Source organism: Rhodococcus sp. P-2 (assembly GCF_016598535.1).
Classification (GTDB): Bacteria; Actinomycetota; Actinomycetes; order Mycobacteriales; family Mycobacteriaceae; genus Rhodococcus_F; species Rhodococcus_F baikonurensis.
In genome coordinates this window covers 4,246,268-4,260,801 of the sequence record NZ_CP066779.1, presented here as the reverse complement: position 1 = coordinate 4,260,801, position 14,534 = coordinate 4,246,268, and the positions used below count along the sequence as shown (strand labels likewise).

14 protein-coding genes and 1 riboswitch are annotated in these 14,534 nt (G+C 63.6%); of the genes, 4 read left to right on the top strand and 10 right to left on the bottom strand.

The window, feature by feature from the left end; genetic code table 11:
- Positions 1-37: 37 nt before the first annotated feature.
- The 4 genes from I7X09_RS20185 to I7X09_RS20170 all read right to left on the bottom strand — a co-directional run bounded on the left by I7X09_RS20185 (position 38) and on the right by I7X09_RS20170 (position 2,568).
- Positions 38-433: a hypothetical protein gene (locus I7X09_RS20185; RefSeq protein ID WP_200313375.1), complete on the bottom strand. Its 396-nt coding sequence runs from the start codon at positions 431-433 to the stop codon at positions 38-40.
- Positions 430-1,680, bottom strand: coding sequence for an ArsA family ATPase (locus I7X09_RS20180; protein WP_200313374.1), 1,251 nt, complete (start codon positions 1,678-1,680; stop codon positions 430-432). Before I7X09_RS20180 ends, I7X09_RS20185 begins: the two co-directional genes overlap by 4 nt.
- Positions 1,681-2,118: an SRPBCC family protein gene (locus tag I7X09_RS20175; protein WP_003941701.1), complete on the bottom strand. Its 438-nt coding sequence runs from the start codon at positions 2,116-2,118 to the stop codon at positions 1,681-1,683.
- 63 nt (positions 2,119-2,181) lie between these two features.
- On the bottom strand, positions 2,182-2,568 hold the full coding sequence (locus tag I7X09_RS20170; protein WP_095969865.1) for a polyketide cyclase / dehydrase and lipid transport: 387 nt from the start codon (positions 2,566-2,568) through the stop codon (positions 2,182-2,184).
- A 159-nt stretch (positions 2,569-2,727) separates the two neighbouring features.
- Between I7X09_RS20170 and I7X09_RS20165 the strand changes: the two genes are divergently transcribed.
- Positions 2,728-4,539 carry an AMP-dependent synthetase/ligase gene (locus tag I7X09_RS20165; protein WP_200313373.1) on the top strand — a complete coding sequence of 604 codons (1,812 nt, stop codon included), beginning with the start codon at positions 2,728-2,730 and terminating at the stop codon, positions 4,537-4,539.
- A gap of 82 nt (positions 4,540-4,621) precedes the next feature.
- On the opposite strand, the gene I7X09_RS20160 is transcribed toward I7X09_RS20165, so the two are convergent.
- The 4 genes from I7X09_RS20160 to I7X09_RS20145 form a co-directional block, all read right to left on the bottom strand.
- Entirely contained in the window at positions 4,622-5,749 is a 1,128-nt protein-coding gene (locus I7X09_RS20160) for a glycosyltransferase family 4 protein (protein ID WP_200313372.1), read from the bottom strand.
- 134 nt (positions 5,750-5,883) lie between these two features.
- The gene (locus I7X09_RS20155; RefSeq protein ID WP_234036643.1) at positions 5,884-7,242 is read right to left on the bottom strand and encodes a hypothetical protein; all 1,359 of its coding nucleotides are present in this window, start codon (positions 7,240-7,242) and stop codon (positions 5,884-5,886) included.
- Between the two features lie 74 nt (positions 7,243-7,316).
- Complete coding sequence (locus I7X09_RS20150) at positions 7,317-8,369, bottom strand: C40 family peptidase (RefSeq protein ID WP_095969862.1); 1,053 nt, start codon at positions 8,367-8,369, stop codon at positions 7,317-7,319.
- 324 nt (positions 8,370-8,693) lie between these two features.
- Positions 8,694-9,251 (bottom strand): C40 family peptidase, encoded by a 558-nt coding sequence (locus I7X09_RS20145; RefSeq protein ID WP_003941754.1) that lies wholly within the window; start codon positions 9,249-9,251, stop codon positions 8,694-8,696.
- A gap of 14 nt (positions 9,252-9,265) precedes the next feature.
- Positions 9,266-9,444: riboswitch (cyclic di-AMP (ydaO/yuaA leader) on the bottom strand.
- Between the two features lie 599 nt (positions 9,445-10,043).
- On the opposite strand from I7X09_RS20145, the gene I7X09_RS20140 reads away from it, so the two are divergent.
- Together I7X09_RS20140 and I7X09_RS20135 are read left to right on the top strand one after the other, a co-directional pair.
- Positions 10,044-11,726 (top strand): DEDD exonuclease domain-containing protein, encoded by a 1,683-nt coding sequence (locus I7X09_RS20140; RefSeq protein ID WP_234036965.1) that lies wholly within the window; start codon positions 10,044-10,046, stop codon positions 11,724-11,726.
- Positions 11,727-11,804: 78 nt separating this feature from the next.
- Positions 11,805-12,080 (top strand): Lrp/AsnC family transcriptional regulator, encoded by a 276-nt coding sequence (locus I7X09_RS20135; protein WP_003941677.1) that lies wholly within the window; start codon positions 11,805-11,807, stop codon positions 12,078-12,080.
- A gap of 8 nt (positions 12,081-12,088) precedes the next feature.
- On the opposite strand, the gene trpD is transcribed toward I7X09_RS20135, so the two are convergent.
- A complete protein-coding gene (gene trpD / locus I7X09_RS20130; protein ID WP_200313370.1) occupies positions 12,089-13,180 on the bottom strand; it encodes an anthranilate phosphoribosyltransferase in 1,092 nt (363 codons plus the stop codon).
- A gap of 112 nt (positions 13,181-13,292) precedes the next feature.
- Positions 13,293-13,781, bottom strand: a complete 489-nt coding sequence (locus I7X09_RS20125; RefSeq protein ID WP_200313369.1) for a hypothetical protein — start codon at positions 13,779-13,781, stop codon at positions 13,293-13,295.
- 127 nt (positions 13,782-13,908) lie between these two features.
- On the opposite strand from I7X09_RS20125, the gene ctaE reads away from it, so the two are divergent.
- Positions 13,909-14,520: an aa3-type cytochrome oxidase subunit III gene (ctaE, locus tag I7X09_RS20120; RefSeq protein ID WP_095969859.1), complete on the top strand. Its 612-nt coding sequence runs from the start codon at positions 13,909-13,911 to the stop codon at positions 14,518-14,520.
- The last annotated feature ends 14 nt before the right edge of the window (positions 14,521-14,534 follow it).

Genomic DNA, 14,534 nt, shown 5'->3' with positions numbered 1-14,534 from the left:
CTCATCGCGGACCGTTCGCTCTACCCGGGGTACGAAGTCAGTCCTTGACCGTCACGTTGATCGGGACAAATGCCGCAGTCCGAGTTCGCTCCGCACCCGGCGCCGTCGGGCCGCTGTCCGGTCCACGATCGGGGCCTGACGGCCCCCCGAGAAACTCGTCGAGAATCTCGCGAAGCAACGCAAGGAATACCGCTGCTTGACCCGCGAGGAATGCCAACAGTTCGTGGTGCTCACCGCGAACCAGTGCAGCGAGGGCGCACACCGGGCACCAACTGCAGCCAGTGAACACCGGCTGCGTGTCCGCTGACGCCGAGTCACTCGCAACATCGGCCGTCGCTGCTGCGGCCTTGAGCAACACCGGTTCCAGGCGCGTCAGAACGGTTTCCGCCAGCGCGCGAAATTCCGCGACGAGGCGCTCGTGCTCTTCGCTCATACCGGCCACACCGCGGGATCCGGGCTGAACCGAATGATCAGGTAACTGCCGTCCAACTCCGCCCCGTTCACGACACAACGACGCAGCACCGACGCCAAACGAACTCTGCGTCGTACGCCGTCTGCTCCCACCAGCACATCGTCCTCCACCCGGCCCAACGACAACGACGACGGATCCACGAGCGGAAGGTACATCCGCATCACGTACACCGAATCGACTCCGGTCCCCGACTCCAAGGACACCACGATGTTGTCCGCGGTGCCGACGGTGCCCGAATCCGTGCCCGTTCCACCCTCGAACGTGGCCGCGATCTCACCCAGAGCGGCCAACCCTACCGGTTCGGCGCAGACGCGTTCGACCGTTGTGACGGACATTCCATCGGTTGATTTACGCAATTCGTCGACGACGAGCGCCTGTGACGCCTGGATCGAAGCGAGCCACCGCGCCGCCGGCGAATCGTCGACCGCCTTCCCAGCCGGCGAGTTGAACTGCGGGACAAGGTTGTTGACCACAATCCCGCCTACTCGCAGACCGGCAAGAGCCAGCCCGGACAACGTCCGACGAGTCGCCGCGACCGACACGCCATCGGCCGACGTCACCACACTCACGCTGGTGTTCGCGCGATCCGAGAGGTGAGCCGCGATTCGATCCACCGACGCGAGCACACGTTCGACGACGGACACGAGTAAGAGCAACCGCATGTCCGTACCCGTCACAGCGACCATCCGCCTGTGCCGCGGCCACAATCGCTCGAGATACTCCGACACCATCGACGGCGAACCCAGTATCCGAAGCGCTTCGGCTGCAGCCGGACAGTCCACGATCACGAGGTCGTAGTCACCGCTGTCCGAGAAGTCGACGATTTCGGCGAGCCCGAGCATGTCCTGGATTCCCAGGGATCCCGTCAACTCTTCCGGTTCCAACCCCTCGAACGACGAACCGTGTTCGTGATCTCCCGCTCCGAAAGTTCCTGCAGCATCGATCAAACCCGACAATCCTCGGAACTTGTCCTCGAGGAGCGCTGACGTGTCGAGTTGCCGGACGTAGAGGCGCTCGGTGAGAGGTGTAGTCGTTCGCGGATTCGGCACGCCCAGGACATCCGCGAGAGAACCTGCCTGGTCGATCGACACCAGCAGCACTCGGGCCCCGGAGGTCGCCGCCGACACAGCCGTCGCCGCGGCAAGCGTCGTCGTGCCTACTCCACCTTTACCGACGAACAGTTGGACGCGCGATCGTTGCTCCGGCACTCAGCCCTCGACTCGCTTCTTCAGTTCTTTCAGAGCTGTGTCGGTGATGATCTTCTCGGCCTTCCGCTTGAAGAGACCGATCATCGGAATCGTCAGGTCGACCGTCAACTCGTAGGTGACCGACGTGGTGCCGTTCGGGCCGGGCTCGAGTGTGTACGAACCGAATTGGGACTTCTGAATCTCACCCGATATCAGCTCCCAACTCACCGCCATACCGTCCGGTGCCCACGAATACTGCAGTTCGTAGGTGTCCTTCACCATCCCCGCGTCGAGGACGAAACGTACTCGGTCCGCGCGGCCGCCCTGCCCCGGCGCCGTCACCTCGACGGACTTCGCCGCGGCCACCCATTCGGGGTATCGCTCGAAATCGGCGATGACGTCCATCACGGCGTCGGCAGGAGCGTCGATGCTGATCAACCCCTTGGTCTTCTCGGCCATACGACTGCGCTACCTTCCTTCGTCAAGAGTCCAGAACCTGCACAACGTGCACTGCTTCGATTATCAGTCCGGTGCTACGCCGGCGGCGCGTCCCGCTTCGAGTTCGCGCTTGAGCTGGAACGACATGACCTTGCCGTCGACCCGACGCTTGCGGTTCATCCCGGCGAGGTCGAGGTTCGCCAGATCGGACGGTGATACGCCGACCGGTTCACAGTGCAGGAAGTAGTGCGCGATCGTCCCGTCCATCACCGGTTCGAGCCACACCTCCATGGTGCCGACCAGCTGACCGGACACTCCCCACCGGAATCCCGCGGGACCGCGATCTTCCCGGACTTCGAGCGCAAGATCACTGAACCAGCGACGCCACTGCGCGCGCGAGGACAACAGTTCGGCGACCCGCTCGGGCGGGGCGGCGATGAAAGTCTGGTCTGCGACCTGAATGCTGCTCACCGAAGTAGCTTCACATATCGCGTCGGCGAAGCGTCGAGGGGTGTCGCAACACTACATACCGGACAGACTGTAAGCCTGGCCACAACTGCGTCGGACATGCGACTACAGTAGGAGACGAAAACCCTACTCGTCAGTATTTCGCAGTGTCGGAGGTATTTCGTGCCTGAGTTCAGCGCACCCCAGACGTTCACCATTCCCGAGGATGCCTCCGCGGTCGACTCGGTCTTCGCCTTCGCGAAGACGAAGCCGGCGGCGGTTGTCTACAAGCGCAAAGTCGGAAATGCATGGGTCGATGTCACTGCAGGCGATTTCGCCGCTCAGGTGACTGCCGTCGCCAAGGGCCTGATCGCGATCGGAGTCAAGCAGGGCGATCGCGTCGGCCTCATGTCGGCGACTCGCTTCGAATGGCCGCTCGTCGACTACGCCATCTGGGCGGCCGGCGGCGTGACGGTTCCGATCTACGAAACCTCCGCAGCCGAGCAGGTTCGCTGGATTCTCGAGGACTCCGAAGCAATCGACCTCATCGTCGAGAACGACGCGCATGCCGCGACCGTGAAGGACGTCGCTGCAGCGGCACCCGCGCTGCGTACGGTCTACCAGATCGATGCGGCGGCAGGCGGTAAAGGTGTTGTCGAGGAATTGACCGCACTGGGCGCCGACATCTCCGACGAGGACGTCCACGCCCGCGTCGCTGCACTGAAGGCATCCGATCCCGCGACCCTGATCTACACGTCGGGCACCACAGGCCGACCCAAGGGCTGCCAGCTGACGCATTCCAACCTCATTGCCGAGTCGAAGGGCATCCTCGACTCCAACCTCGGCACGCTGCTCAAGACTCCCGGCGTCAGCACCCTGATGTTCTTGCCGCTCGCGCACGTTCTCGCTCGCGCAGTCAGCATCGCGTCGTTCGACGCCGGTGCAACGTTGGGGCACACGAGCGACATCCCGAACCTCGTTCCGACGTTCGGCGAGTTCAAGCCCGACTTCATCCTCTCGGTGCCGCGAGTGTTCGAGAAGGTCTACAACAGCGCACGTGCCAAGGCGCACGGCGACGGCAAGGGAAAGATCTTCGACGCGGCCGCAGACACCGCTGTTGCCTGGAGCGAGGCGCAGGACAAAGGCGGCGCCGGCATCGTTCTCAAGGCCAAGCACGCTCTCTTCGACAAGCTCGTGTACTCGAAGCTTCGCGCTGCACTCGGCGGGCAGTGCCAGCTGGCCATTTCCGGTGGTGCACCTCTGGGCGCTCGACTCGGCCACTTCTTCCGCGGTATCGGCGTCACGATCTACGAGGGCTACGGACTGACCGAGACCACCGCAGCGTTCGCCGTCAACACCATCGGCGCACAGAAGGTCGGCTCGGTCGGAAAGCCGTTGGCCGGCAACTCCGTTCGCATCGCCGAAGACGGCGAAATCCTCCTCTCGGGACCGGTGGTCTTCACCGGTTACTGGCGCAACGAGAAGGCGACTGCCGAGTCGATCGAGAACGGCTGGTTCCACACCGGCGACCTCGGCACCGTCGACAAGGACGGCTACATCACCATCACCGGCCGCAAGAAGGAAATCATCGTCACGGCGGGCGGCAAGAACGTCTCCCCCGCTCAGCTCGAAGATTCCCTTCGCGCCCACCCACTGATCAGCCAGGCCATCGTGGTCGGCGACCAGAAGCCTTTCATCGGCGCCCTCATCACCATCGACGCCGAAGCTCTTCCCGCTTGGAACGAGCGCAACAACAAGGCCGCGGGAACCACAGCTGCCGACCTGGTTTCGGACGGCGAACTGGTCGGCGAAATCCAGGACGCCATCGACGAGGCCAACAAGCTCGTCTCACACGCCGAGGCGATCAAGAAGTTCCGCATTCTTCCGGTCGACTTCTCCGAGGACACAGGCGAACTCACGCCCACGATGAAGCTCAAGCGCAACGTCGTGCACGAGAGCTTTGCCGCCGACATCGAAAAGATCTACGCCAAGTAGCCTTTCGTCGATCAGTCCTCTGCCGACAGGAACGGCCCGCACCGAATTCGGTGCGGGCCGTTCGCGTTCGAGTCCCGGTAGCTCAGCCGAGGAGATTACGCAGCTTCGAAGCGAGCGTGTCCCACTTCCATTCCTCGGCAACCCACGCCCGGCCGGCTGCTCCCATCGCGGCCGCTCGATCACGATCGGACAGCACCTCGATCACGGATTCGGCGACGTCACGAACAGAGGTGCCGTCGACCACGAGCCCGGTCTTGTTCTGCTGCACGGTTTCCGGAGCGCCACCACTGCGCCCGGCGATGACCGGCACACCGGTAGCCGAGGCCTCGAGGTAGACGATTCCCAGTCCTTCGACGTCCAATCCGGCGCCTCGGGTGCGGCACGGCATGGCGAACACGTCGGCAACAGTGTGGTGAGCCGCCAACTCTGCGGCAGGCACCGTGCCGGTGAAGACGACGTGATCGTCCATGCCGGTCTTGCGCGCCAATTGACGGAGATGGTCCTCGTACGGCCCACCCCCGACGATCACCAGCACTGCTCCGTCGATGCTCTTCCGAATCGTCGGCAGCGCTTTGATGAGCATGTCCTGCCCCTTGCGTGGCACGAGCCGCGACAGGCACAGGATCGTGGGCCGCTCTCCCAACCCGTATCGCTTACGCAGTTTTGCACGGGCAACCGAGTCCGGGTGGAACACCGACGTGTCCACTCCGGATGGAAGGTGCTCGAGCGCCGCTTGCGGGCCGAAAGCCGCCGAGAACCGCCCACGGGTGTACTTGCTGACAAACGTCACCGCATCTGTGTGATCACCGATCACACGCAACGACTGCCGCGCACCGGGAATCATCGACCATCCGACCTCGTGGCCGTGAGTACTCGCGATCACTCGGCTCGCTCCGGCGCGCCGAACAACCGGCGCCAACAACGCCAACGGCGCTGCCGCACCGAACCAGACCGACTCGCAGTCGTGCTTCTTGACCAGCTTCGCAGCCCGACGAGCGACGAAGGGCGACGGCAACATCAGTGTCGTCGGGTGCCGAACGACCTCGAAAGGCTGTGCCGCATCGAACTTCTTGTGCGAGTCGCCCCGCCACCGCGGTGCGTACACCACCAACTTGTCCGGCGGCAGATGCCCGGCGAACGTGTGGAGATAAGACTGGATACCTCCGGGGCGAGGAGGAAAGTCGTTGGTCACCAAGAGGGTCCGGCGCATTCGTCCACCGTAGGGCACGCTGCGCTTCGAGACGTGACAAGGGCACGCTGCGCATCGAGACGTGACAAGGGCACGCTGCGCTTCGAGACATGCCAGGGTCACTCCGCCGCTGCTGTCAACCAGCCGCGAACTGCTCAGCCCAGATGGCTGTCGGTCCAGTCGACCCATCCGAGTCGCAGTTCCTCGGTTCCGACGCCCAGGACCGCTCGGATTCGCGAGTCGAGATCTTCGGCCGTCATCTTTCCGGAAGCGAGGGCGCGAAAGAGGTCGGTCAGCTTGGCCTCGCCGAATCGATCGGCGATATACGCGTTGACAGACCACGCCGATTCGTACGCCAGCGAACTCACAACCGGGACACCGCCGAACTGTGTGTCGTCCGGAAACTCCGTCGGTGTGTCGCCGGCACGGACCGCTGCTGCCAGAGTCGGCGCGATCTCACCCCAGGCCCGCGAGGATCCACGATTTCCCGCGTACTCGGCGAACCCTTCCAACACCCACATCGGCGACCCGTCACGGGTTTTCGATCGGGCGGCTATGTGCATGAGTTCGTGGCGCAATACCGTTCGCCTGGTGATGTCGGTCAACCTCGAAGCCGCGGCGGGTGAGAAGACCACCCGCTGGCCGCTCACGTCGGAAGACCCGTCCGTCGTTGCATCCGCGACCGACACTGCGGCAATCGAAGCGCCGTCGTGATGAGAGCCGACCAGTGCGGTGAATTCCTCCGAGGACCCCGCCACCATGAGCACCGCGCGCTCGGACCACCACGGCCCCCACAACTGCGTTGTGTTCTCGATGGCTGAGTCCACATCTGCAGCCAAAGCGTCGACGAACGCCTGCTGACCCGGGTGACCGATCACGAGTGCATTGCGCGCGGTGTTTTCGGCGACGGCCAGCGGGCCGAAGTCCCAGGGGCCGTTCCAGGATTCGCCTGCCGTTCGGGCGCCGTCCAGTCCGACGATCGACCCGTCCGCAAGAACCGACCACTGATCGCCGCGTTTCGCGAGCGTCATGGACACTGCCTTGCGAGTGGGCAATGCGTCGACGCCGTCGAGGGCGTACCGAAACAGAACTTGCGCATTCCAGACTTCGACGTCTCCGTCCGGTGCACCGGTTCGCGGCGCCGGAGTCAGGCCGCCGCTGGGGATCTCGTATCCCCAGTCGGAGAAATCGAGCGCTCCCGCTGCAGTGGCTCGTCGAATTTCCGCCTCGAGCACACCGGGGGCGGCAGCATTGTCGACGAACTTCGCCAGCCCCGACGGATCGTCGGACATCTGCGCTGCAGCCCATGCGTCGAGAAATGCCTGTACCTGCGCGGTTCGTTCGGCGTCCTGCTCGCTGGCCGCACTTTCGTCGGAATCGGACCTGTTCGTCAGGAAGATCGTCAAACCGAGAACGAGCACCACGGCTACGCCGAGCGCCACGAGGGCCGAATACTCCCAACGGCGTGGTCGATCTGCGCCGACGTCGGGCGTCGTCATCGGTTCAGTCGGCACGGTGCCGAGTGTAGGAGAACTCGACTCGACGCTTCACGGCGGCTGGCCACACGCCGCTCGGGCGCAGCAAGCCGTCAGTAACGACGCGCAGTGGAGAACTCCATGCCTGCCATCGACTGAACCTTCACCGGTACGCCGAACGTCGACGCATGCAGAATGTTTCCGTCGCCGGCATAGATACCGACATGCGAGTTGTCGCTGTAGAAAGTCACGACGTCACCGGGCTGTAGTTGATCCCGCGACACCGGTACACCGCCCTGCGCCTGCGCTTGGCTCGAACGCGGCAGAGTCTTTCCGATCTGCTTGTAGGCCCACACGACCAGACCTGAGCAGTCGAACTCGTTCGGGCCGGTCGCGCCCCAGACGTACGGGTCACCGATCCGCGTGAGGCCTGCCTGAAGCGCTGCAGCACCGGAGCCGGGCGTAAGGTTAGCTAGAATTTTGCTGAGATCGACGTCAGGAGGGAACGGCGTACCGCTCAGTTGGTTACGCTCGTCGTCGGTGAGGTTCTGGAACGCTTTGGTCACGTCGGCGATCTGCGTCTGCAGTTCACTCTGCTTGCGCTGCAAGTCGTCACTGAGTGCGCGGGCTTGATCGGCGGCGGTCCGCGCTTCTTCGGCCGAGCGCTTCGATGCTTCCGAGGCCGCACGGGCAGCGGCAGTGGCTTCGTTGAACTGGGAGACCTGCACTGCCGCGTCGTTGGAAATCACGTCGAGCGCCGACATCTGGTCGAGCAACTGCTGCGGCGAATCGCTGACCATCAACGCAAAGAGGCGATTGGTTCGTGCACCCTGGTAATTCGCTGTGGCAATGCGGTTTACCGCCGGAGCGAATTCGGCGACACGCGCCGAAGCCTCGTCGAGAACACCCTGATCGGCTGCCGATCGCGCGTCCGCATCGTTGGCGACGCCCAGCTTCGCGTCGAGATCGATCTGCGCGTTGTGCAGCGCTTCGTTGGTCTGCTCGGATACCCGGGAGAGTTCACCGAGCTTGTCGAGTGCCTCGGTCGGGTTGGTGATGACGGGGTCGGCACCGGCCTGCATCGAAGGCCCTGCGACGAGTCCGAACGCCAGCACTCCCACGGTCACTGCGGCGCGTACTCGACTGTTGTTTTTCGATGAAACCACGGAATGCAACTCTCCGTCTCGGTGAAGCGACGTCGACCGGGACCGGTCGACGATCTGTTAGCTCGCTGTCAACTATCTACAGTACCTGTCTCGCCCGCGTAATGTCTCGATAAGGTTACGGAACGGCATACGTTTGTGTCTACTCGCCGGTAGGCGTGTCGGGGTGAAGTACCGGGCGAATTGTCGAGAAATAGAAATGTGGGCCTCGAATCGAAGATTCGAGGCCCACATTCGAAGATCCGGAGCTCCCCCGAGCTCCGCCACCTTGCAGCGGCGGATCGTTCCGACTGCCTACCGGAGACAGCCGTCGAGCGTGATCAGAAATCAGTAACGGCGAGCACCGTCGTACGGCATCGAGGACACCGGAGCGAGCTTCACGGGCTGACCAGCGGTCGACGCGTGGATGACATTGCCGTTGCCGGCGTAGATGCCCGAGTGCGATCCGCCGTAGAAGGAGATCACGTCGCCGACCTGAAGATCGGACTGTGCGACGGCGACGCCGGCTGCAGCCTGGTCGTAGCTCGTGCGAGGCAGGTTCAGGCCGGCCTGCTTGTATGCCCACTGGACGAGACCGGAGCAGTCGAATGCGTCCGGGCCGGCTGCGCCGTACACGTACGGGGAGCCCAGCTTGCTCTCTGCGGCGCGAACTGCCTGCTCACCAACACTGGAGATGGGAGCGGCCGGTGCAGCCGGTGCGATGTCGGTGATGCCCGGAATGACCGGCAACTGAGGAATAGAAACGCCCGGAACCTCGAACGTGCCGACGCCGGGGATGGTGATGGGGTCTGCCGAGGCAGGTGCAGCGGTTGCAGCGAATGCTCCGACTGCGAGCGCGCCGGCTACCGCCAACTGCGCTGAACGCTTGAAACTCTGTGACGCCACTTAAGGGGTGCTCCATTTCTTCCATTCATCCGCCGACCGAGTTAGCTGACGGGTTCGGGCTGGGAAGATCAGCCCTACCCGCGTGGTCTGCAGCGATCCTGCGTGCTGCACCCCAGGCGGGATTCACCCCAGTGGAAACTTGGGTTCCCGGTTCGGGTTCCTCGCGGAGATCCCGATTAGGCGGTTCCTGACGATGCCGGTCCTGTTTGGTCCGGCAAGACTTCGTTAGGTCTCAGGAAGGTTACGAAATGATCGCGACGATGTCGACCGCTTCGTGACAATCGCGCCCGATTCGCCGGAAATCGTGGTGCCGCGCCCGCGATACGCCCGGCGGGTCACGAGGAGATAACAACAGGTCGGTTCGGCGCCCCACCCTCGGCCCGCAAACGTGCACCCGTTACCCACTGCCAAGGCTCACCAAACCCGACAATCCGATCTTCCGCGCAGTTCAACGACAATTACTTGAAACTAGAACCTGTTCCGTTCACGGGCGCGAAGTCAGCCACCGATCAACGCAGCAAAGGCCCTCCGAATCGCCCTACCGGCAAGTAGGCAGGAGTCCGCATTCGCGAGTTCCCACCGCAAGTGTGATCCTCGTCTCTCATACTTTTGTCGGGGGCCGATCCGCTGCTTTCGCAATGGAAGTCGGAGTGAGCCGGATTCCGCGTCGGCATTCTCCAATTCCTGTCGGGGGGTCCTTCTACTGTCTGCGATGTGAGTCCCGCCTCGGCCCGAGAATTTCCGTCTCCGCCCCCGTTCTCCGACGGGGAGAAAGTAGACGTCGGGCGGCAACTGAGCTTCGACGAGCTGGACACACCGCTGAGCGAGACGACGTTCGTCGTCGTCGACCTCGAGACCACAGGTGGAAGCGCCGACCAGGACTCCATCACCGAGATCGGCGCCGTCAAGATCCGCGGTGGCGAGGTACTCGGTGAAATGGCAACCCTCGTCGATCCAGGCCGGTCCATTCCGCCGTACATCGTCGAACTGACCGGAATCACCACGGCCATGCTGATCGGCGCACCTCCCATCGAACGTGTCCTACCCGCTTTTCTCGAATTCGCCGAGGGCGCGGTGCTGGTGGCACACAACGCGCCCTTCGACATCGGCTTTCTCAAAGCAGCGGCGTCACGCAGCGCGCGCCCGTGGCCTGCGTTCCGTGTGCTGTGCACTGTCAAGCTCGCCAGGCGCGTGCTTACCCGCGACGAGGCGCCTTCGGTCAAACTCTCCGCACTCGCCCATCTCTTCCAGGTAACCACCCAACCGACGCACCGCGCGCTCGACGACGCGCGTGCGACAGTCGATGTCCTCCACGGGTTGATCGACAGAGTCGGGAACCAAGGCGTCCACAGTTACAGCGAACTCGTCGACTACCTGCCCAACATTTCCTCACATCAGCGGGCCAAACGGTCCTTCGCCGCAAATCTGCCGCGAAGCCCCGGTGTCTACCTTTTCCGAGGCCCTTCCGACGAAGCCCTCTATATAGGAACTGCTACCGACCTTCGACGCCGCGTCCGCAACTACTTCACCGGTTCGGAGACCCGCGGCCGAATGAAGGAAATGGTCGCGCTGGCCACCCGTGTGGACCATGTCGAGTGCGCGCACGCTCTCGAAGCCGGGGTGCGTGAACTACGACTGCTGAGCGCGCATGCGCCGCCGTACAACCGTCGCTCCAAGTTTCCCAAGCGAGGTTGGTGGATCACCCTCACCGACGAGGCGTTTCCGAGACTGTCCGTGGTTCGCACGCCCACGACCGATTCGATCGGCCCGTTCACCTCTCGCGCCGACGCAGTCGACGTCGCGGACACCGTCGCAGAGTTCAGTCGTCTCCGCACGTGCACCAAGCGCCTCGGGCGCGGCGCCGTTCACGGCCCTGACTGCCCCGCTCGTGAGCTGGGGGCGTGTCCGGCCTCCTGGACCCCGGAAATCAACGCAGAGGACTACGCGGCCGCCCCTGAGGCCGTGCGTGGTTTCTTTCGAGGATCAAACGACGCTCCCCTTCGACAGATGCAGGCCCGGATAGACGAGCTGTCCGCACACGCGTTGTTCGAGAATGCTGCTCGTCTGCGTGACCGAACGGTCGCAGTCGCTACCGCGGTGCGGCGCACTCAGCGACTCGCCGCAGTCGCTGCGATCGAACAACTCGTACTCGCCCGACCCACCGGGGACGGCGGCTGGGAGCTGTCGGTGATCCGTTCCGGGCGTCTCGCGTCGGCCGGGCTCGCCAGACGTGGGACTCACCCGATGCCCGTCGTCGACGCCATCACCGCGGCGGCCGAAACCGTCCTACCGGACGACGCACCGTTTCGCGGCGCGTCACCCGAAGAACTGGGACTGATCGCACGGTGGCTCGCGTCGGACGGTGTCCGAATCGTGTCGGCGACGTCCGGCTACGTCGAACCTGTAGGCGGCGCCGGCAAGTGGGAAGCCTGGTGCCGACTCGCGCGGGCCGGTACCGAATCCGAACATCGATGACGTAACGAGGTGGCGGCACCCCTAAGCTCGATCGAAACCACCGGGTCATCACAACCCACCGGGAAATCGAGGAGAGAAATGATCAACGCCATCGTCATGATTCACGCCGAGTCCGCTCGGATCCCGGAAACCGCGCAGGCCGTCGCCGACCTGTCCGGGGTGACGGAGGTCTACTCGTGCGCAGGTGACGTCGACTTGATCGCCATCGTGAAGGTACGTGACCACGCCCAGATCGCCGACGTCGTCACCGGAGGAATCAACAAGGTGCCCGGCGTTCTCCGAACCGCCACACACATTGCCTTCCAGTCATTTTCCAGCGCAGACGTCGAGGCCGGATTCTCTCTGGGTGAATAGTCCGTCGATCAGGCTTGGTCGGCCAGCTGGGCGGTGAGTGCCGCCCACTTGTGAAGCAGTTCAGCGCCCGCGCCGCTGTCGATCGCGGCAGCGGCTGCAGTCATCCCGGCCGAGATCGCACCCTCGAGATCGTCACCGACACCGTTGAACGCCGCGATGGCGGCTCCCGCGTTCAGCAAGACCGCGTCCCGGACCGGCCCCTTCTGCCCGGACAGCAGCGTTCGAGCGACGGTGGCGTTGACGTCGGCGTCTCCTCCGCGTAACTCTTCGAGAGGAACGCGGTCGATTCCGAGGTCACGCGGATCCAGCGTGACAGTTCGCACACTTCCACCTCCGACGATGTGAACCGTCGAAGTCGTCGATGTGGTCAGTTCGTCGAGTCCGTCGTCGCCACGCACCACCAACGCCGAATTACCGCGCTGCGCAAGGACTCCCGCGACGACCGAGATCAGCTTCGGAAATGCGCACCCGATCAGCCCGGCACGCGGACGAGCCGGATTGGTCAGCGGACCGAGCACGTTGAATGCCGTCGGGATGCCGATTTCCTTGCGAGGTACCGCCGCAAAGCGCAGTGCGGGATGGAAGACCGGCGCGAAACAGAAGCCGATGCCGACCTCTTCGACGCACCTCGCAACCTGCTCCGGCCCGAGGTTGATGCGAACTCCGAGCGCCTCGAGCACGTCAGCGCCACCACTCTTGGACGAAGCAGCGCGGTTGCCGTGCTTGACGACTCGCACACCGGACGCGGCAACCACGATCGAGGCCATCGTCGAGATGTTCACCGTGTTGGAGCGGTCACCACCCGTGCCGACGATGTCGACGACGTCGGAATCGACCGGCACGCGTCTGGAGTGTTCGAGCATCGCGGCGGCGAGCCCTTCCAACTCCGCGGGGGTTTCGCCCTTCATCTTCAAGCCGACGCCGAAAGCAGCGATCTGAGCGGAGGTGGCATTGTCCGACATGATTTCGCCCATCGCCCAGCGACTGTCGGCTTCCGACAAGTCACTGCCGTCCGTGAGCAATCCGAGAATCATCGGCCATGACCGCACCACTGCACTCGAATCGACGTTCACGGCGTTGGTTGCGTCGGTGCCGGCCATAGTGCCTTGGTCCCCTGTCGTCCATGTGGGCTGTGTTCGTGCTGTCATTTCGAGCTGTCGATGACCCTCGCAGCCTAGTCAGTGAGGTAGCGAGGAAACCGAATAGGGCCGCTCAGGACTTTCGGCGACCGCGTTTGGGCGGCGCCTCCGCGAGAACCGGGGGCTGGAGCGCGTCCCACCCGGCGACCGAACCACCGAGCCGCTGCGCCAGACCGGCCATTCGTGAACGCTCCTGGGAGCAATGCAGCGCGTCGAGCACCTGGACCCGCTCGAAGATGACGCGAACCGAATTCTCGACCGCCTGAGCCACGTCCTCGGGCCGACTCGCGCCTCGCACGTATCCGTCCTGGGCGACGATGCTCTCGGCATCGGCAACCAAGTCCTCCGGAAGGTCGAGATGGTGCCGCAGAACCACTTCGGACTCCGCCATGAACTCCGGCTCGGTGGAGGCGGCACGTTCGAGAGCCGTCGAGCTCGCCTCGGCGTCGTCGAAGCCTTCGGCGACGACGACCAGATCCGACCGCCCTGCATCGAGCGGTGTCGGAATCTTCGTGCCGAAAATTCTCAGGAACCACGGTCTACTCTTGTGTGTAGCTGCCATCGCGCCAGCATATTCCGACCACGCCACCAGCGCGTTCGCCGCCCGATCCCGCGAACTCGAGCCGAGCGACGCGCCGATGGTGGACCCGAGTGGTCGTCTCTTACGACGAAGCGTCATACTTCTGTCTGTGACGAGCGCAGTAGGGACTTCAGGATCGGCAATCACCCAACGCGTGCACTCGCTGAACCGGCCGAATATGGTCAGCGTTGGCACCATCGTGTGGTTGTCAAGTGAGCTCATGTTCTTCGCAGGGCTCTTTGCCATGTACTTCGTGGCACGAGCTCAGGCGAACGGAAATTGGCCGCCGGAGCCAACCGAATTGAACTTGTATCTGGCCGTGCCGGTGACTTTGGTGCTTATCGCATCGTCGTTCACCTGCCAGATGGGTGTCTTCGCGGCTGAGCGTGGCGACGTCTTCGGACTTCGTCGCTGGTACACCATCACCTTGGTCATGGGGGCGTTCTTCGTCACCGGCCAGGGTTACGAGTACTACCACCTCGTGCACGAGGGCACCACGATTTCGAGCAGCGTGTACGGCTCGGTGTTCTACATGACCACCGGCTTCCACGGTCTGCACGTCATCGGCGGTCTCATCGCCTTCGTCTTCTTGATCGCACGTACCCGGGTCAGCAAGTTCACGCCCGCCCAGGCCACCGCCGCGATCGTTGTTTCGTACTACTGGCACTTTGTCGACATCGTGTGGATCGCGCTGTTTGCCACGATTTATTTCATCCGTTAATCAGCTGTACGCCC

Coding starts and splice junctions, on each gene's coding strand:
- trpD (WP_200313370.1), bottom strand. CDS start 13,180: ATGGCCGGCACCGACGCAACCAACGCCGTGAACGTCGATTCGAGTGCA.
- I7X09_RS20125 (WP_200313369.1), bottom strand. CDS start 13,781: ATGGCAGCTACACACAAGAGTAGACCGTGGTTCCTGAGAATTTTCGGC.
- I7X09_RS20185 (WP_200313375.1), bottom strand. CDS start 433: ATGAGCGAAGAGCACGAGCGCCTCGTCGCGGAATTTCGCGCGCTGGCG.
- I7X09_RS20160 (WP_200313372.1), bottom strand. CDS start 5,749: ATGCGCCGGACCCTCTTGGTGACCAACGACTTTCCTCCTCGCCCCGGA.
- I7X09_RS20175 (WP_003941701.1), bottom strand. CDS start 2,118: ATGGCCGAGAAGACCAAGGGGTTGATCAGCATCGACGCTCCTGCCGAC.
- I7X09_RS20135 (WP_003941677.1), top strand. CDS start 11,805: ATGATCAACGCCATCGTCATGATTCACGCCGAGTCCGCTCGGATCCCG.